This window comes from Blautia sp. DFI.1.216, from assembly GCF_020594215.1.
Taxonomy (GTDB): Bacteria; Bacillota; Clostridia; order Lachnospirales; family Lachnospiraceae; genus Blautia_A; species Blautia_A wexlerae.
The window spans coordinates 19597-37329 of the sequence record NZ_JAJDML010000028.1 but is presented as its reverse complement, the minus strand read 5'-3'; the positions used below and the strand labels follow the sequence as shown (position 1 = coordinate 37329).

Genomic DNA, 17733 nt, shown 5'->3' with positions numbered 1-17733 from the left:
CCGCCTGAACTAAAGCGTGATATGGCAGAGTGATTGTATCATGTCCTGCAGTTTGCGGGCTTGTTCTAACTGCTGCTCATGAGCTTTGCGAGCTTCCGGACTTTTGCATTTACTCATGCTGTCGGCAAATCTTTTTTCTATGGTTACACGCTGTGTTTCCTGAATCAGTTTATCAGCCAGAAATACAATAGCTGCTTCATCCAGCGTGGCTTCCAACAGACCATGGTGCTGTGAAATGATCTGGCTGATCTCAGGATAACCTAACTGTAAGAAAAGTTCACCGCCTGTTTTCGCGTGATGCCTCTGAAGTCTGGCAATATCATGCAGAAGTGCACCGGAGCGAACAAGCTTCTGGTCAAAGATATAACCATTGGATTCCAGCATATTGCATAAACAACAGGCAAGTTCAGTAACAGCATCACTGTGAGCTTGTACATGACGGGGCAGAGAAACAGCATTGCGAAGCCTGAGACATAGTCCGTCATTTAATTCAGGATGAGGCAGTATATAACTGGGATCAGAGAAAGAAATATTATTTTTTTCATTCACTTCCAGATGATAGTAAGAGCCGCAGGGCAGACGAAACCGCTGCCTGCTGTACATATCAGAATGTAATGCATGTAAATAAGAAGAGATTACATCTGTATGAGTTACCACTGCAATATCACCTTCAGAAGCGCAAAGAATCTTATGAACTGCCTGCGAAAAGCGAAAACCAGATGCAGCAGGAGTTTCTGCTCCCGGGATCGGATGATCAGGGTTATTCCCACGCGCTTTATAAATGTCCGGCCATCTCTGGCGTATTTCATCAAAAGAAAGGCCATCCCATTCTCCCAGATTTCGTTCTGACAGATCAGAAACAATGATATGTGGAAGCTCAGGTGCCATATGGCCTGCTGTCTCAACTGCTCTTAACAAAGGACTGCAGTATACCCCTGATATTTTATCGGACAATTCTTCGTTAAGAAGGACTGCCTGCAGATGTCCAAGCATGGATAGAGAGAAATCTGTCTGTCCTACACAGTAAGAATGTTCATCCGGATACTGTGGTTTTCCATGCCGGACCAGATAAAGGTTACGCATTTAAAAACCCTCCGAAACATTCTTCAAATATTTTTTTTGAACAGGAACGTGTTTCTTCTGAAAAACGGGCATATCGTTTCAGAAATTCTTCGCCGTATGGTGTCAGTTCGCTATGGCTTCCCCTTGTACCGCCTTGGCTTCTGATGATCAGAGGTTCATGAAGCTGTGATTCCAGGGTATGGATCAGGTTCCAGCTGGTAGAATAGGAAATGTGCATGCGCTCACAGGCATCGCGGACAGATCCTGTTTCATGGATCAGTGTAAGCAGCGAATAGAGTTTTTCATCAAAAAAAACTTTTTCCCGGGCTAGCTGAATATGGATTTCAGAACGGATCAGACTCTGGTTGTGTATGCGGAGAAGTTCAGCATAATCCTCTGGTGTATCAGCATCATGAATAATACCGGGATCCTTTACATTAAGATAATACATGGGTTCCCCGCAGTTATCCACAGCACCTTTAAGTCCTGATTTTCCGTCATCACTTAGGATGGAATCAATCAGTGTGGAACGGATCAGAATGGGATGACCGGGATTGCCATTACAGACCGGAGTTACAAGGGGACGCCCCAGAGAGAGCATTTGAGTGACTGTCTGGGCTGTGAACAGCGGAACATCAACAGGTGTAAAGAGTACCGTATCCACTTTGTCTTTCAGATACTCAAGTCCGATTCGGACAGAATCAAACATATGAGTGTTTGCATAGTTCTCATTTCGAAGAAAGACTACATTATTGGAAGCCAGGTGGCATTCCAGAACATCTGCATGATATCCGGTTACCACTACTACTTTGGAGATTCCGGCCTGCCGGAAATTATTGATCACGCGCTGTGCGATGGAAATGGAGCCAAGCTGAAGCATGGGTTTAAAGTCTCCCATTCGTGATGATTTCCCCGCAGCCACGATGAGGGCGCCTGTCTGCATTTAGATACCTCCTTCTTTCAATGATATTATACAAATTTGATATTATTATAACATATAAAAGAATAAAAATAGTTAAAATTTTAAATAAAACAAAATAAAATTGTCTGCAATATATAAAATAGCCAACTATTAATTATTTGTAATTTGTATAATTGTGCAAAATTATGGTAGTATGGATATATAAAATAACGTGGACAGGAGAACTTTTTTATGGATAAGATTTTTGAGATTACCGCAAAAGAAGTTACTGTACAGGTAAAAGATGAGCGTACAGGGGTTGTATATAACCGGACGCTTCCCATCGATTATTATGAGAATGCAAATGTTTTAAAGCTCAGCGGTGAGAATCTGGACGGGAGCAGCTCTTCCATTGTTTTCTATTCCGCCAGAGGAATAGAGAGACTGAAAGATCTGACAGGCAGGGGAGCTGACCATGATTCGTGCGGAACACATAAGCCTGAAGATCAGTAAGATTGAAATGAATTTTTTTAAAAGGAGGAATGGGACATGATTAAAAAGACATTGAAGATTAATGGTGTTGAGAGAATACTTATTCTTGATAAGGATGAGACACTGGCGCAGGTGCTCCGTGATCACCTTCTTCTTACAGGATGTAAGATTGGCTGCGGTGAAGGTCACTGTGGAGCCTGTAATGTTATTATGAACGGAAAAGTCACAAGATCCTGTATCTACAAGATGAGCCGTGTTCCCGATCATGCAGAGATCACAACCATTGAAGGTGTGGGAACACTTTCTGATATGCATCCAATCCAGGTTGCATGGATGGCATATGGATGCGCACAGTGCGGTTTCTGTTCACCGGGATTTATTATTTCAGCAAAAGTGCTTCTGGACAATAATCCAAGTCCTACCCGTGAGGAGGTAAGAGACTGGTTTAACAAACAGCGTAATCTCTGCCGTTGTACAGGCTATAAGCCGCTGATCGATGCTACTATGGCTGCAGCAGCAGTTATGCGCGGCGAGATGACAAAGGAAGACCTTGTGTTCAAACAGACAGGTGATTCTATTGTTGGAACAAATTATATCCGTCCGTCAGCAGCACAGAAGGTAACAGGTACCTGGGATTTTGGTGCAGATGATGCATTAAAGATGCCATCAGGAACACTTCGCCTTGCTCTTACACAGGCAAAGGTTTCTCATGCAAATATTCTCAATATTGACACAGCAGAAGCAGAGAGTATGCCTGGTGTTGTTCGTGTTATCACAGCAAAAGATATTAAGGCAGCAGGCGGAACCAATAAGATCAATGGTCTTGTAATGCTTCCAAAACACAACAAGACAGACGGTTTCGAACGTCCTGTACTTTGCGATGAAAAAATCTTCCAGTTTGGTGATGCGATTGCCATCGTAGCTGCTGATACAGAAGAGCATGCAAGGGCAGCAGCAGAAGCAGTTAAAGTTGAGATCGAAGAGCTTCCTGCATATATGAATGCAATGGATGCCATCGCACCGGATGCGGCAGAGATTCATCCCGGTATTCCGAACGCATTCTTTGAGACAAACTGTATCAAGGGTCCTGATTTTGACTGGGACAGCATTCCGGATTCACAGCAGGTTGAGATCGAATCTTACTGTTCACGTCAGCCTCATCTTCATCTTGAGCCGGACTGCGGTTATGGTTACATTGACGAAGACGGTATGATAACTGTTCATTCCAAATCCATTGGTATCCATCTGCATATGCCTATGATCGCTGATGGTATCGGTGTGCCAATGGAGAACTTACGAATTGTTCAGAACCATGCAGGAGGAACCTTTGGTTACAAGTTCTCTCCTACAAATGAGGCTCTGATCGGCGCTGCTGTTAAGATCCTTGAACGTCCTGTGTCTCTGGTATTTAATCAGTTCCAGAATATTACTTATACAGGAAAGAGATCCCCTGCATTTATGAATATCAAGCTTGCAGCAGATGAAAATGGTAAGCTTCTTGCACTCTGGGGCAATAACTATGTGGATCATGGTCCATACTCAGAATTCGGTGATCTGCTTACAATGAGACTTTCCCAGTTTACAGGTGCAGGCTATGGAATCAATTCTATCCGTAACAAATCTACAACAGTGTTTACAAACCATGCATGGGGTTCAGCATTCCGTGCTTACGGATCTCCTCAGTCTTATATGGGATCTGAGATTGCGATAGATGTTCTGGCTGCAAAGATGGGAATCGACCCCTTCGATATCCGTGAAATGAACTGTTACAAAGAATCAGAAGGCAGTACGATCCCTACAGGTTATCCGCCTGAAGTATACTGTGAAGAAGAACTGTTCAAGACAGCTCGTCCACTGTATGAAGCAGCTAAGAAACGTGTGGCTGAAAAGAATGCAGCTTCTGATGGCAAGATCAAATATGGTATCGGTGTATCTCTCGGTGTATATGGCTGTGGTCTTGATGGTGTTGATACATCAAACGCATTTGCAGAGCTGAATCCGGATGGAACAGTTACAATGTATGCTGCATGGGAAGATCACGGACAGGGCGCTGATATGGGGGTTCTTGTATCATCACATGAAACACTTCGTCAGGCAGGAATCAGACCGGAACAGATCAAACTTGTTATGAATGATACCAAGACATGTCCTAATGCAGGTCCTGCAGGTGGATCACGTTCACAGGTTATGTCAGGTAATGCATGTCGTCTGGCAGCAGAAAACCTTGTGGCAGCCATGAAGAAAGAAGACGGAACCTTCCGTACTTATGATGAGATGGTGGCTGAGGGTCTTGCAACAAAATATGAAGGTAACTGGGTGACAACCTTCTGTGCAGATCATCCGATCGATCAGGATACAGCACAGGGTGATCCGTTTGCAACCTACATGTATACGATCTTCCTTCCGGAAGTTGCTGTTAATACAGAAACAGGTAAAGTTAAAGTTGAAAAATTCACCTGTGTGGCTGACGTAGGTACCATCATGAACAGACTTCTTGTAGAAGGCAACTTCTACGGCGGCCTTGTACAGGGTATTGGTCTTGCTCTTACAGAAGATTTCGAGGATCTGAACCATGATACTTCTCTGAAGAACTGTGGCATTCCGTATCCAAATGATGCGCCGGATGATATTGAACTTCATTTCAATGAAACATATCGCCCAAGCGGTCCTTACGGTGCTGCCGGCTGTGGTGAGGCTCCGCTGGATGCTCCTCATCCTGCAATCCTGAATGCGATCTACAATGCTACAGGCGCACGTATCACACGTGTTCCTGCCCGTCCTGAAAAGGTTCTTGCAGCATTAAAGGAACTTGAGAAATAACTGTCAGTATAATTTTATCATGTGATATAATAAGGGGAGACGGGAGACTGTCTCCCCTTTGGAAATGAAAGGAGTATCGGGTTATGACATATATACAGGAAAGAGGTTCCACTCATGTTTATCACGTAAATCGAATGTCAAAGGAAGAGATGGATCATATGATCAGCCTCTGTGTTCATGAACAGCCGGCGTACTGTGTTGCAGCCTGTCCTTTCAAAGCAGATACAAAAGAAATGCTGTTTTATGCTGCAAAAGGAAACTTTAAGAAAGCTCTGGCTATTTATGAAAAGATCACACCATTTCCCATGATCCTCTGTAACGGATGTACTGCACCATGTGAGGAAAAATGCAGACTCTGTGAGCTGGGTGATGGCATATCCATACGTGAAGTAGAGCGTGCCATTGTACGATATGGGGAACCTGGAAAACGGAGCAGTGTATTTCGTATCAGAAAGAAAAAAAAGGCTGTGATCTTTGGCTCAGGATTGTTCCCGCTGTTTCTTGCAGGGGAACTGGAAAAGAAGATGTATCCTGCAACCATTTACTGTCAGGAGAAAGATTATGAAGCCTATATTGCAGCAGCAGCTCCGGAGCTTTTGGAATCAGATCGCAAAAATGAGGTAAAACGTCTCAGTTCCATGGACCTTTCCTTTGAATTCGGATGCAGTCTTGACCTTCCGTTTATCAGAGCGAAAATGAAGGAGGCAGATGTGGTCTGTGCTTCAGAGGAGGTGGCCAAAAAGCTGGCTCCAGAGGAAACAGCAGACGCAGAGATCATGCTGAGAGAACAGGCGGGAATTGTCAGCGGTCCGGTCCGGTCTGTGATGGATGCAGCTTTTGCTGCAAAGAGAGCTGCCCTGACTGTAGACCTCCTTGTACAGAATCTTTCGCCCCACAGCAACAGAGGCAGTGAAGGAGCAGTTACCACCAGGCTCTATACAAATATGGACGGGATGAAAGGCTCCAAAAAGATTCCCTGCAGCACAGATGGATATTCAAAAGAAGAAGCTGTTGAGGAAGCAAAGCGGTGCATTCAGTGTCACTGTGATGAGTGTATGAAAAGCTGTGTCTATTTAAGGGAATATAAAAAGCATCCGGGTCTTCTTGCACGTGAGATTTATAATAATACCCAGATCATTATGGGAGATCACCAGATGAATAAACCGATGAATTCCTGTTCACTCTGCGGACAGTGTACTGTAACCTGTCCAAATGGGTTTGATATGAGCCAGGTCTGCAAATCTGCAAGAGAAAACATGGTATCTACAGACAAAATGCCTCTGGCACCTCATGAATTTGCACTGATGGATATGCTGTTCTCCAATTCGGAGGCTTTCTTATGCAGACCTCAGCCGGGATATGAAACCTGTAGATATGTATTTTTCCCAGGATGTCAGGCAGGAGCTATAGCGCCGGATGTTGTCACAGAGGCATATGAGGATCTGTGCAGGAGGACAGAGGGCGGTGTTGCTCTGATGCTGGGATGCTGTGGTGCTATCAGTGAATGGGCAGGACGCTATGAAATGACAGAAAAGGTAAATGAACAGCTGAAGCAGGAGCTTGCAAAACTGGGAGATCCTATGATTATAGCAGGCTGTCCAAGCTGTATGAAACAGTTAAAAGAGAGTCTTGGCGCCAAAGTCACAGGAATCTGGGAGATCTTAAAGGAAATCGGACTTCCCGGACAGGCAAAAGGACTGGAGATACCTGTTGCAATACATGATGCCTGCGGTGCCAGGGGAGATACACAGACACAGGATACAATAAGAGAGCTTCTTGCAGATATGGGGTGCACTGTTGTAAATACAGAATATTCCAGAGATCTGTCTCCCTGCTGCGGATACGGCGGACTGACTGCCTACGCTAATAAAGAGATGGCAGATAAAATGACAGAAAAGTGTCTGGAACGATCCGATTCCCCATATATAACGTACTGCATGGCATGCAGGGACCGATTTGTCAGGGAAGGCAGGGAATCCAGACATATCCTGGAACTTCTGTATGGTATAAATGCCGCCAATATGCCGGATATCAGTGAGAAACGCTACAACCGGCTTGAGCTAAAAGAGAAGCTTTTAAAAAATATATGGAATGAGGAACTGATGATGGAGAAAAAAGATTATACCGTTGCATATACAGAAGATGCCATCAGTATGATGGATGAACGTATGATCCTGAAAAGCGATGTGGAGCGTGTATTATCAGATTACAGAGAAAATCAGGAAGCGATCTTTGATGAAGAGACAAAAGAACTGGTGACAAGGAGCAGACTTGGAAATGTTACATTCTGGGTGAGATTTGTGGAAACAGAAGAAGGGTATCTGGTACGCAGAGCATACAGTCATAGAATGAATATTATGAAAAGGGTGGGACAGTAATGGCAGTAGAGAGAACATATTATACCATTGATCCTGAGGGAAAGCTGACCTGCATGAAATGCAAGGTTCCTCTTGTAAAGGGAAAAGCAAAATTTATGTATCTGGAGAACGGTTTTCCTGTTGAGATGCCGGTCTGTCCCAAATGTGGCTTTGTCTATGTTCCGGAAGAGCTGGCTCTTGGAAAGGTTTTGGCAGTGGAACGTGCACTGGAGGATAAATAGATGAACAGACACCCCGGAGGGGAAGAGCAGACAATTCATCTTCTGAAAAGCATAGAATTGAAAAAAGGAATGAAAGCTCTGGATCTGGGAGCAGGAGAGGGAGAGACCGTGCGGATCATGAAAGCATTTGGTCTGAATGTGCAGGGTGTGGATTTTGCTCCGCGAAGCAGTGAGGTGCAGCAGGGAGATTTTCTGACCCTTCAGTATGCAGCAGACAGTATGGATCTCTGTATCAGCCAGTGTGCATTTTTTGTCAGCAGAGATCAGAAAAAGGCAGTCTCTGAATGCTGGCGTGTACTGAAAAAGGGAGGATTTCTTTTGCTGTCAGATCTGGATCCGGGCAATCTTCTGGAAATTGTGAAAGAAACAGGGTTTACGATTCTCTGTCAGGAGGATCAGACTGCTCTCTGGAGAGAATATTATCTGGAAGCAATCTGGAATGATTCATTCTGCTGCGAGGATCATAAGCTTCTGCAAAAAGAATACAAAGGCAGAAAAATAGGCTATACCATGGTGGTTGGCAGAAAGGAGTAATGTATGGATCTTTACGAAAGAATAATGGAATTAGGTAGCATGGGATATCATTGTTCACAGATCATTATGATCATGACTCTGGAAACCATAGGAGAGGAAAATCCACAGCTTGTAAAGGCAATGGGAGGCCTTGGCGGAGGAATCGGTTACTGTGGAGATACCTGCGGATGTCTGACAGGAAGTGCCTGTGCCATCGGATATTTTCTCGGAAATCTGGCTCCTGAGGAGAAGGAAGATGCACAGATGAAACCGGCTGTACAGGAATTATATCAGTGGTTCCGCCAGAAGACAGAGGAAGAATTCGGAGCTTTTTACTGTAAGGATATCACTCATCTGGACTGGGGTGTGATCATGGAGAAATGTCCTGGACTTATTGCAGATACTTATACAAAAGTTATGGAAATTCTGACAGAGCGGGAGGTACTGAAGCTTTGATCACCATCGGCAAAACAAAGAGTGTCTGTCCGGAATGTATGAAGGTAGTTCCTGCCATAAAAGGTATCGGTGAAGACGGGATCTATCTGGTAAAGGAATGCAATGCTCATGGAAAATTTCAGACCCTGATCTGGGAAGGAAATGCAGCAGATTATCTTTCCTGGGGAAGAGAAAATCTCTCAGCAGAAACGCCTGTAAATCCGAAGGTTAAAGAAAAATCCTGTCCGGATAATTGCGGACTCTGTGAGGAACATGAAAGAAAAGGCTGCTGTATGATCCTGGAAGTTACAAAACGCTGTAATATGCATTGTCCTGTCTGCTTTGCTTCAGCAGGAGAAGACAGGGAAAAGGGAGATATTCCCATCTGTGAAATAGAAAAACAGTATGATTTTCTGATGGCTCACGGAGGTCCCTTTAATATACAGCTTTCAGGAGGAGAACCAACCATGAGGGACGATCTGCCTGAAATCATACATATGGGAAGAGAAAAAGGATTTACATTTTTTCAGTTAAATACCAATGGGATCCGGCTTGCCAGGGAGGAGGGGTATGCCGGAAAGCTGAAAAAAGCAGGACTGAATACAGTATTTCTTCAGTTTGACGGTGTGACAGATCAGGTTTATGAGACTTTACGTGGACAGGCTATGATGGAACTGAAGAAAAAGGCGGTCTTAAACTGCTCAGAAGCAGAGCTTGGTATTGCTCTTGTGCCGGTCATTGCGCCGGGAGTAAATGATATGCAGGTAGGGGATATCCTGAAATTTGGTCTGGATCATATGCCCTTTGTTCGTGGCGTACATTTTCAGCCTATCAGTTATTTTGGCAGATGTTCCCAGAAGCGCCCCCAAAATCCCATCACCATACCAAAGATGCTGAGGCTTATTGAAGAACAGACAGAGGGACTGATGAAAATTGAGGATTTTGCAGGCGGCGGCGCAGAGAATCCCTACTGCTCCTTTCATGCAAGTTATCTGAGAAAAGGAGAGCAGGAACTGAAGCTTCTTGAAAAAAAATCAGGAAAAGGATGCTGCTGTACTACCAGTGATGATTCCAGGCAGTATGTGGAAAATCAGTGGAGCTACAGTACAAAAACCTATGATGAGGGAGAAATGACACAGACAGATGCGCTAGATGAGTTTCTGATCCGGATACATAATGAAACCTTTGCAGTATCAGGTATGATCTTTCAGGATGCCTGGAATCTGGATCTTGACCGTCTGAAACGCTGTTATATCTGTGAAGTGGATCCTGATCACGGAATGGTACCGTTCTGTGCATATAATCTGACTAATCTGAAAGGAACATATTTATACAGAAAGTGAAACGATCCAATATAGATGCAATGATCTGTAGGCAGGAAAAAATTACAGATATTACAAGGGAAACAATAAACAAAATACAGCTGGATAAACTGAATGCTGTTCTGAAAAGAGAAAAAGAAAGGCAGGGATTTTATAGAGATCTGCCGGAAAGGCTGGAAAGCCTTGATGATCTGAAAACCCTTCCCTTTACAACGGAATCCGACCTTGCTCAGAAAGGGGGCAGGATGTTACTGTGCTCTCAGGGAGAAATACAGAGGATCATTTCAGAACAGACAAGCGGAACAACAGGTGCAGGTAAACGTGTATTTTATACAGAAGGAGATTGTGAACATACCATAGAACTTTTTATGGCCGGACTTGGTGAGTTTATTTATCCGGGAAGCAGGACTATGGTTGCCATGCCGTTTTCAGGTCCTTCTGGACTGGGAGAACTGATCGCAGACGCAATCAGACGTATAGGAGCACATCCCCTTTTAACCGGGAACAATAAAACCTATGGTGAGTTAAAAACAATTCTGGAAGAGGAGCGGCCGGATACTTATGTAGGTATGCCGACAGCACTGCTTTCCATGCTCAGAATGTGTGGAAAAGGCAGTATAAAGAGAGCACTGATATCAGGGGATGCCTGTCCGGAAACAGTAATGAAAGCAATAGAAAAAATTTTGGGAACACCACTCTGGCCTCATTATGGTTCCAGAGAGATGGGACTTGGGGGTGCGATTTGCTGTCAGGCTCATGAGGGCATGCACATGAGGGAGAATCATTGTATCACAGAGATCATAGATAAAGAGGGAAATGTTCTGCCTGACGGTCAATGGGGAGAACTGGTGATCACAACCATTGGGATGGAGGCACAGCCTCTGATCAGATACAGGACCGGCGATCATACACGTATCATCCCCGGAAAATGTATCTGCGGAAGTGAGGTAAGGCGTCTGGATTTTGTAAGGCGCATCGACCAGTCCAAAAGTATGAGAGAAATGGATGAATTACTGTTTCAGTTTCCGGAACTGGTAGATTACTGTGTAAGGAGTGTTGGAGGGAAAAAAGAAATCACAGCACTTTTTATATCAGATAACGGAGAAGAACTGATCAGAAATGTCTGCACAGAGAAGAATATTATTTCTTTGGACTGCAGAAAAGCAGAATGGAGCGATAGGGCATTGTATCCTGCGAAACGTATTATTTTATAGAGAAACTATTAGAAAACAGAACGAAACCCATTGACTATCAGTCGGATTTCGTTCTGTTTTTTATTTTATGAATAGTTATTTGTTCACAGGATAATACGGACAGTCCTCTCTGATACATTCTTTATTATCTTCAAAATATTTACATAGTACAGAAGACAGCGGAATCTTTACAGAGCTGAACTGCCTGTAAAACCTGATCGCTTCTTCAATAGCAATTCTGCTGGTGCGTTTACAGCAGCGCGGACCACCAACATCAGCCAGTTTGGATAAAATAACAGAGACAAGCTTCTGAGGAAAGGGCCATGCATCCTTATGGAGGGGACCGGATCCGGTCATAACAGACATAAAGATTCCGGCACCTGCTGCTGCACCACACACTCCCCAGTAACCGCAGGTACCACCGGGAACCTGCCTCGCTCTTTTACAGATTTCAGATAATGCGGTATCGTAATTCATACGCTCTCCATTATTGCGAAGTGCAGTCAGAAGAACACTGGGAACAATGGCATGATGTTCAGGTCCATGCATGTGGACAGAAGGAAGGTCCATGATCTCTTCCAGAAGCAGCAGGGGATCCTTCTCTGTGCTGCTTCTGAGGGCTATGATCACCGGTATATAAGTACCATAGCTGTGACAGGCATCACAGACAAAATGGCCATTTTCACAGACAGCATTTGTCAGCTGCTCTTTGTGGCAGATGCTACAGGTTTTCACAGAACTTTCGACGCTGTATGTGACCGGTGCTCCACAGATCAGGCAGCCTGAAAAATGTTCTGTCTCTCCACAACAGCAGGAATTATTTGTATTATCCATAAAAATCAGCATTTCTCAGCAATATCATAGATAAGCCGTTCTGTATCTTCCCATCCGAGGCAAGGATCTGTGATGGAACAGCCAGGAGTCATATGATCACTGATATCCTGGCGGCCTTCGAGAAGGTAGCTTTCGATCATAACACCTTTAACCAGCTTTCTGAGGTCTGGATTATAGTTACGGCTGTGAAGTACTTCTGAAACAATACGGATCTGTTCCTTGTATTGCTTGTTGGAGTTTGAGTGGTTGGCATCTATGATGATGGCAGGGTTCTTAAGGTCCTTTTTGGCATACAAAGCAGACAGATGTATCAGATCTTCATAGTGGTAGTTAGGAATAGTCTGTCCGTACTGGTTTACACCACCTCTGAGAATTGTGTGTGCCAGATCATTTCCTGAAGTTTCCACATCATTTCCTCTGTAGATGAAGTGGTGAGGATGCTGTGCAGCAGTGACAGAATTCAGCATAACAGAGAGATCACCGCTGGTAGGATTCTTCATACCGACAGGAATATCCATGCCACTGGCAGTGAGACGATGCTGCTGGTTCTCCACAGAACGTGCACCTACAGCTTCATAGGAGAGAATATCATCCAGATAGCTGCGGTTTTCAGGATAAAGCATCTCATCTGCAGAAGAGAGTCCTGTCTCCTGCATAACTCTCATGTGCATCTTGCGGATAGCAATAATTCCGGCAAGAAGGTCAGGAGCCTTATCAGGGTCTGGCTGATGAAGCATTCCTTTGTAACCGTCACCTGTGGTACGGGGCTTATTTGTATAAACTCGCGGGATGATCATCAGTTTGTCAGAGACTTTATCTGCCACTGTTTTCAGTTTGCGTACATATTCGCAGACTGTATCTTCGTTATCAGCGGAACAAGGTCCTACAAGGACGATAAATTTATCTGATTCACCGGTGAAGATACGGCGTATTTCTTCATCGCGCTGTTTTTTTACTTCTTTGAGTTCCTGGCTGAGAGGGTACTGAGATTTCAGAACCTCCGGTAAAGGGAGCTCGTGATTGATTTTCATAGACATGATCTGTTTCCTCCATATAAGTACATGCAGGTCTTTGATAATGCCGGAACTCAGGAATATTTTATACCTGACCGGACTGCCTGCACATTTTCCTTTACAAGTATAACATGGTGTTATCTAAAATTCCAGTACTTTAACACTTTAAACTGACATATTTTGAGAGAATGTAATCAGACCGTTTTTTATGCCTGTTTCTTAGCTTCACAAAAATGCTTTCAGATGTTACAATCAAATAAAAGATATAAGGAAAGAAATATCAAAAGAATACCAAAGAAAGTCGGGGTGAAGGTTATGGAGATTAAGAGTATTTTGATAAAGGACACAACCAGAGAAGAAAGAAAACAGATTGTGGAGGAATCTTTTGGGAATATTTCTGCAAGCTGTGATGGCTGTATGGCGGGACTGACAGAGATGTATCAGGAATATATTGATGGTACAAAGGAAATCCGCGACATTAACATGGAGTTTAATGCACACTACGTACGGGAAGATTTGGATGAGAAATCAAAGAGAAGCTGCCCGATGTAGATAAAACAACTATATGGGAAACTTGCAGATCCCGAATATGCAGGAAATAACAAGATAACAGGAGAAGGATATAAAAATGAGTACAAACAATATGGATAGATTTGAATTCAGATGTATCAGACCGGAGGAGACACAGCAGGCGATAGAGATCGAGCAGATCTGTTTCCCGCCAAATGAGGCATGTTCTCCGAAAAGTCTGACAGAGAGAATAAAAGCAACAGCAGAAACATTTCTGGTAGCTGAGGATAAGGAAACCGGAAAGCTGGCTGCATTTCTTAATGGAGTTCCTACAGATGAGGAGGCTTTCAGAGATGAATTCTTCACAGATATTTCTCTGAGTAATCCTGAAGGCAAAAATATCATGCTTCTGGGTCTGGACGTCCGTCCGGAATATCGTATGCAGGGCCTGGGCCGTGAACTGGTATCCAGATACTGCCAGAGGGAAGCTCAAAAAGGACGAAAGAAACTTTTCCTCACCTGTCTGGATGAAAAAGTGAAGATGTATGAGAAATTTGGCTTTACAGATCTGGGCCAGGCAAATTCCACCTGGGGCGGAGAAGCCTGGCATGCTATGAGCATCAAGATTGAAAAATAATTAACAATCAGAACAGACAGGAGAGTGTACAATGAGCCTATACGCAATCGGTGATTTTCATCTTTCGTTTACAGTCAATAAACCTATGGATGTATTTGATAAAAGATGGAAGAATCATGTAGTTAAGATTGAGAAATACTGGAAGAAGAGAGTGACAGAGAATGATACAGTAGTGATTACCGGAGATCATTCCTGGGGGAGAGATCTTGCAGAGTGTCAGGCGGATCTGGATTTTATTATGGCTCTGCCGGGCAGGAAGATTCTGCTTCGGGGAAATCACGATATGTTCTGGGATGCAAAGAAGACAGAAGATCTGAATGAGATGTTCTGGGGAAAGCTGGAATTTTTGCAGAATAATTTTTATACATATGAGGATTATGCGCTGGTGGGAACCAAGGGCTACTGTTATGAAGGAAAAGACAGCTATGAGCATTTCTTGAAGATCCGGGAGCGGGAGCTGGGGCGGCTGCGCTGCTCTTTTGAAGGGGCGAAGGCTGCAGGATATGAGAAGTTTATCATGTTTCTTCATTATCCGCCTACAAGTATTGGAGAGATGGAGAGTCCGTTTACCCTGATGGCACAGGAATTTGGCGCCGAGAAGGTAATCTATTCTCACTGTCATGGAGAGAAGCGATATGATGACAGCTTTAAAGGCTATGTGGATGGAATAGAGTACAAGCTGGTGTCAGGAGACTATCTGAATTTTAAACCGGAGTTGGTTTTACGCTAATTATATTGTCTGGAAAAAATCCCTGGGAAGTATTATACTTTTCAGGGATGATTTTATGTGCTTTGAGAGAAAATATCTTCGGGGAGAAATGAGAAAATGAAGATTTACTACAGAGAGAAATCTGGCGGGATTGAAATTCTGCGGTGTTTTGGAATAGAAAGCAGAGTTGAGATTCCGGGAATGATAGATGACAAATTGGTAATTAGTGCGGCACCGTATGCATTCTCCAGTCATATGGATGAGAAAGAAGAACTGAAAAATGCCAGCCTGTGGGAAGTGTCAGAGGGTCTTGGGTTTGGCAGAGAAGAGCATGTTCTGGCAGGAAATGACGTGGAGGAGATTGTTTTTCCTTACACTTTAAAAGAGATTGGACGATATATTTTTTATGGCTGCGGGAATCTGAAAAAGCTGGAGTTTTCTGACAGCCTGATGCAGATAGGCTGTGGTGCATTTACAGGCTGCCATGCATTGGAGAAGCTGACTGTTCATATGAGACAGGGAAAGAAGTCAGGCGTTAAGGAAATGCTGGGCGAGATGTGGCAGAGGATAGATGTAAACTTTCTTTATGAGTATGAAGAAGCCAGACTTGTATTTCCGGAGCATTATGATGAGGCGGTTGAGAACACTCCGGCGCGTATTTTGTATACGGAATATCATGGATCAGGCAGTAATTACAGGCAGTGTTTTTATGATAAGGAGCTGAATTATCAGGAATATGACAGGCTTTTTGAAATGGCGGTAGCCATGGATAAGCTGGAAGTTCTGGTTGATATGTCATTTGGCAGACTGGAGTTTCCTTATGAACTGACCGGGAAAGCCAGGGAGAATTACAGGGAATATATCCGTAAGAATCTGGGAGATATTGCAGAATATCTGGTAAAGCAGGAGGATATGCACAGATTGGAAGTGATATCCTCGCAAAAACTCTGGACACTGGAGGGAATTGATTCTGCGTTGGATTGTGCATCTAAGAGAAAAGAAACGGAAGTATCCGCATTTTTGATGAATGAAAGAGCAAATCTGGTGGATAATACGGCAGGAAGTGAACGTATAGATGTGGATAAGTTGCAAAATAGTCAGGAAGCTGACAGGACAGAGCAGGGGAAAAATGAACAATCACAAACTACAGAAAAATCTTTGAATAGAAGAACTATACTAAGAAAAAAGAGGTTTGAACTGTGATAGATACAGAGGAAAATAATGATGCAGCCAGAGGATAAAATACAGGAAATAGCAGAAAGAGCAGAGCGTTTGCAGGAAATCGGCAGCAGTATTCTCAGGGCTGCGCGGGATGAATTATATCTGGGAATGCGGTTTTTGGATGTGGCGCTGAGCAGTTTTTCTTATCAGATGGATGGTCAGGTCCATGGATTTGGAACGGATGGAAGAGTGATGTATTTCCAGCCGCAGATGCTGGGAGGCTTATATAGAGAGAACAGGATTCTGGTGAACAGAGGGTATCTGCATATGGTATTCCACTGTATTTTCCGGCATTTTGCATGGAGCGGTACAGAAAGTAAGAAGAGGGCAGACGATGGAATCACAATCCAGGAACGTATGCGTGATCTGAGTTGTGACATTGCAGTGGAGCATATGATAGATGGGATGAACTATCGGAGTATCCGTTTCTCACGCAGTCTTCTGCGAAGGGAAACCTACCGTCTCCTTGAAAAAGAGGGAAAAACCCTCAACGCACAGAGAGTATATAAAATATTGTCAGAATGGAATCTGAACGAAAAGGATCTTACAAATCTGGAACAGGAATTTCGCACAGATGACCACAGATACTGGGAAAGTAAGAAACCGGATCAGAAACCGAATCCCATGCTCAGCCGCAAATGGGGGGAGATCAATGATGGAATCGAGACGGATCTGGAAACCTTTTCCCAGGAGGCAGGTGAGCGGGACGGAGATTTCCTGGAGCAGATAAAAACAGAGAACAGAAGTCGGTACGATTACAGAGAATTCCTGCGGAAATTTGCAGTTTTTCATGAAGAACTGGCAGTGGATGATGACAGTTTTGATTACAATTTTTATACTTACGGTCTGCGTCTTTATGGAAATATGCCGTTGATCGAACCATTGGAATCCAAAGAAGTTAAGAAGATAGAGGAGTTCGTGATCATTATCGATACCTCCATGTCTTGTTCAGGAGAACTGGTGAGAAAGTTTCTGGAGGAAACCTACGGTGTACTTAGTGAGAGTGAGAGCTTTTTTACAAAAATCAATGTGCACATCATTCAGTGTGATGAGAAAGTCCACACAGATAAAAGGATTACCTCCCGGAAAGAAATGAAAGACTATATGGAACATCTGGAATTGTATGGAGATGGCGGAACAGATTTCAGGCCTGCATTTGAATGGGTGGATAAACTGTTGGAACAGCATGAATTTCATAACCTGAAAGGGATGATCTATTTTACAGACGGATTCGGAATTTACCCGAAGAAAATGCCATCATATAAGACTGCATTTGTGTTTATGCAGGATAATTACAGAGATGTGGATGTGCCGGTATGGGCCATGAAACTGATTTTGGATGAGGATGATTTTGAGAAGCCAGACAGGTAATGAAGAGAGAAAATTATAATTGCGGGAGCTGCAAATCGCGGAGCAATTCGTGGATATCAAGGAAATGAGAAAACTGAGTAAAAGTAAGAAGTGTTCAGCAG

General features: G+C 43.7%; 17 protein-coding genes. 13 read left to right on the top strand and 4 right to left on the bottom strand.

From position 1 onward, the window contains the following. Positions 1 to 9 precede the first annotated feature (9 nt). Both LJE11_RS11765 and LJE11_RS11760 read right to left on the bottom strand, forming a co-directional pair. A complete protein-coding gene (locus LJE11_RS11765; RefSeq protein ID WP_008708068.1) occupies positions 10 to 1083 on the bottom strand; it encodes a histidine phosphatase family protein in 1074 nt (357 codons plus the stop codon). Then, a complete protein-coding gene (locus LJE11_RS11760; protein WP_008708069.1) occupies positions 1076 to 2005 on the bottom strand; it encodes an NTP transferase domain-containing protein in 930 nt (309 codons plus the stop codon). Before LJE11_RS11760 ends, LJE11_RS11765 begins: the two co-directional genes overlap by 8 nt. Before the next feature lie 210 nt (positions 2006 to 2215). Between LJE11_RS11760 and LJE11_RS11755 the strand changes: the two genes are divergently transcribed. From LJE11_RS11755 to LJE11_RS11720, 8 genes are all read left to right on the top strand, one after another. After that, complete coding sequence (locus tag LJE11_RS11755; RefSeq protein WP_118633159.1) at positions 2216 to 2476, top strand: hypothetical protein; 261 nt, start codon at positions 2216 to 2218, stop codon at positions 2474 to 2476. A gap of 36 nt (positions 2477 to 2512) precedes the next feature. After that, positions 2513 to 5275, top strand: coding sequence for a molybdopterin-dependent aldehyde oxidoreductase (locus LJE11_RS11750; protein ID WP_055059913.1), 2763 nt, complete (start codon positions 2513 to 2515; stop codon positions 5273 to 5275). Between the two features lie 83 nt (positions 5276 to 5358). Further along, a complete protein-coding gene (locus LJE11_RS11745) occupies positions 5359 to 7653 on the top strand; it encodes a pyridine nucleotide-disulfide oxidoreductase/dicluster-binding protein (RefSeq protein WP_008708072.1) in 2295 nt (764 codons plus the stop codon). Next, on the top strand, positions 7653 to 7874 hold the full coding sequence (locus LJE11_RS11740) for a DVU_1557 family redox protein (protein ID WP_005427475.1): 222 nt from the start codon (positions 7653 to 7655) through the stop codon (positions 7872 to 7874). The genes LJE11_RS11745 and LJE11_RS11740 overlap by 1 nt, the downstream gene beginning before the upstream one ends. Further along, complete coding sequence (locus LJE11_RS11735) at positions 7875 to 8408, top strand: class I SAM-dependent methyltransferase (RefSeq protein WP_118614289.1); 534 nt, start codon at positions 7875 to 7877, stop codon at positions 8406 to 8408. A 3-nt stretch (positions 8409 to 8411) separates the two neighbouring features. Then, on the top strand, positions 8412 to 8843 hold the full coding sequence (locus tag LJE11_RS11730) for a DVU_1555 family C-GCAxxG-C-C protein (RefSeq protein WP_008708077.1): 432 nt from the start codon (positions 8412 to 8414) through the stop codon (positions 8841 to 8843). After that, positions 8840 to 10165, top strand: a complete 1326-nt coding sequence (gene trsS / locus LJE11_RS11725; protein ID WP_020437246.1) for a radical SAM (seleno)protein TrsS — start codon at positions 8840 to 8842, stop codon at positions 10163 to 10165. The genes LJE11_RS11730 and trsS overlap by 4 nt, the downstream gene beginning before the upstream one ends. After that, the gene (locus LJE11_RS11720; protein ID WP_227194292.1) at positions 10162 to 11358 is read left to right on the top strand and encodes a DVU_1553 family AMP-dependent CoA ligase; all 1197 of its coding nucleotides are present in this window, start codon (positions 10162 to 10164) and stop codon (positions 11356 to 11358) included. Before trsS ends, LJE11_RS11720 begins: the two co-directional genes overlap by 4 nt. Positions 11359 to 11433: 75 nt before the next feature. On the opposite strand, the gene LJE11_RS11715 is transcribed toward LJE11_RS11720, so the two are convergent. Beyond that, positions 11434 to 12171 carry a DUF5714 domain-containing protein gene (locus tag LJE11_RS11715; RefSeq protein ID WP_008708080.1) on the bottom strand — a complete coding sequence of 246 codons (738 nt, stop codon included), beginning with the start codon at positions 12169 to 12171 and terminating at the stop codon, positions 11434 to 11436. 5 nt (positions 12172 to 12176) lie between these two features. Further along, positions 12177 to 13208: a 3-deoxy-7-phosphoheptulonate synthase gene (locus LJE11_RS11710; RefSeq protein ID WP_008708081.1), complete on the bottom strand. Its 1032-nt coding sequence runs from the start codon at positions 13206 to 13208 to the stop codon at positions 12177 to 12179. Between the two features lie 291 nt (positions 13209 to 13499). Between LJE11_RS11710 and LJE11_RS11705 the strand changes: the two genes are divergently transcribed. The 5 genes from LJE11_RS11705 (at position 13500) to LJE11_RS11685 (ending at position 17632) form a co-directional block, all read left to right on the top strand. After that, complete coding sequence (locus LJE11_RS11705) at positions 13500 to 13736, top strand: hypothetical protein (RefSeq protein ID WP_020437247.1); 237 nt, start codon at positions 13500 to 13502, stop codon at positions 13734 to 13736. A gap of 76 nt (positions 13737 to 13812) precedes the next feature. After that, complete coding sequence (locus LJE11_RS11700) at positions 13813 to 14331, top strand: GNAT family N-acetyltransferase (protein ID WP_118614291.1); 519 nt, start codon at positions 13813 to 13815, stop codon at positions 14329 to 14331. A gap of 31 nt (positions 14332 to 14362) precedes the next feature. Then, positions 14363 to 15061, top strand: coding sequence for a metallophosphoesterase (locus LJE11_RS11695; protein WP_025578944.1), 699 nt, complete (start codon positions 14363 to 14365; stop codon positions 15059 to 15061). Positions 15062 to 15157: 96 nt separating this feature from the next. Beyond that, positions 15158 to 16243, top strand: coding sequence for a leucine-rich repeat protein (locus LJE11_RS11690; RefSeq protein ID WP_025578942.1), 1086 nt, complete (start codon positions 15158 to 15160; stop codon positions 16241 to 16243). 21 nt (positions 16244 to 16264) lie between these two features. After that, a complete protein-coding gene (locus tag LJE11_RS11685; RefSeq protein WP_227296008.1) occupies positions 16265 to 17632 on the top strand; it encodes a vWA domain-containing protein in 1368 nt (455 codons plus the stop codon). The last annotated feature ends 101 nt before the right edge of the window (positions 17633 to 17733 follow it).

Excerpts from the sequence above, each read along its gene's own strand:
- LJE11_RS11765 (WP_008708068.1), bottom strand. The coding sequence starts at position 1,083 with ATGCGTAACCTTTATCTGGTCCGGCATGGAAAACCACAGTATCCGGAT.
- LJE11_RS11760 (WP_008708069.1), bottom strand. The coding sequence starts at position 2,005 with ATGCAGACAGGCGCCCTCATCGTGGCTGCGGGGAAATCATCACGAATG.
- LJE11_RS11755 (WP_118633159.1), top strand. The coding sequence starts at position 2,216 with ATGGATAAGATTTTTGAGATTACCGCAAAAGAAGTTACTGTACAGGTA.
- LJE11_RS11750 (WP_055059913.1), top strand. The coding sequence starts at position 2,513 with ATGATTAAAAAGACATTGAAGATTAATGGTGTTGAGAGAATACTTATT.
- LJE11_RS11745 (WP_008708072.1), top strand. The coding sequence starts at position 5,359 with ATGACATATATACAGGAAAGAGGTTCCACTCATGTTTATCACGTAAAT.
- LJE11_RS11740 (WP_005427475.1), top strand. The coding sequence starts at position 7,653 with ATGGCAGTAGAGAGAACATATTATACCATTGATCCTGAGGGAAAGCTG.
- LJE11_RS11735 (WP_118614289.1), top strand. The coding sequence starts at position 7,875 with ATGAACAGACACCCCGGAGGGGAAGAGCAGACAATTCATCTTCTGAAA.
- LJE11_RS11730 (WP_008708077.1), top strand. The coding sequence starts at position 8,412 with ATGGATCTTTACGAAAGAATAATGGAATTAGGTAGCATGGGATATCAT.
- LJE11_RS11715 (WP_008708080.1), bottom strand. The coding sequence starts at position 12,171 with ATGGATAATACAAATAATTCCTGCTGTTGTGGAGAGACAGAACATTTT.
- LJE11_RS11710 (WP_008708081.1), bottom strand. The coding sequence starts at position 13,208 with ATGTCTATGAAAATCAATCACGAGCTCCCTTTACCGGAGGTTCTGAAA.
- LJE11_RS11705 (WP_020437247.1), top strand. The coding sequence starts at position 13,500 with ATGGAGATTAAGAGTATTTTGATAAAGGACACAACCAGAGAAGAAAGA.
- LJE11_RS11700 (WP_118614291.1), top strand. The coding sequence starts at position 13,813 with ATGAGTACAAACAATATGGATAGATTTGAATTCAGATGTATCAGACCG.
- LJE11_RS11695 (WP_025578944.1), top strand. The coding sequence starts at position 14,363 with ATGAGCCTATACGCAATCGGTGATTTTCATCTTTCGTTTACAGTCAAT.
- LJE11_RS11690 (WP_025578942.1), top strand. The coding sequence starts at position 15,158 with ATGAAGATTTACTACAGAGAGAAATCTGGCGGGATTGAAATTCTGCGG.
- LJE11_RS11685 (WP_227296008.1), top strand. The coding sequence starts at position 16,265 with ATGCAGCCAGAGGATAAAATACAGGAAATAGCAGAAAGAGCAGAGCGT.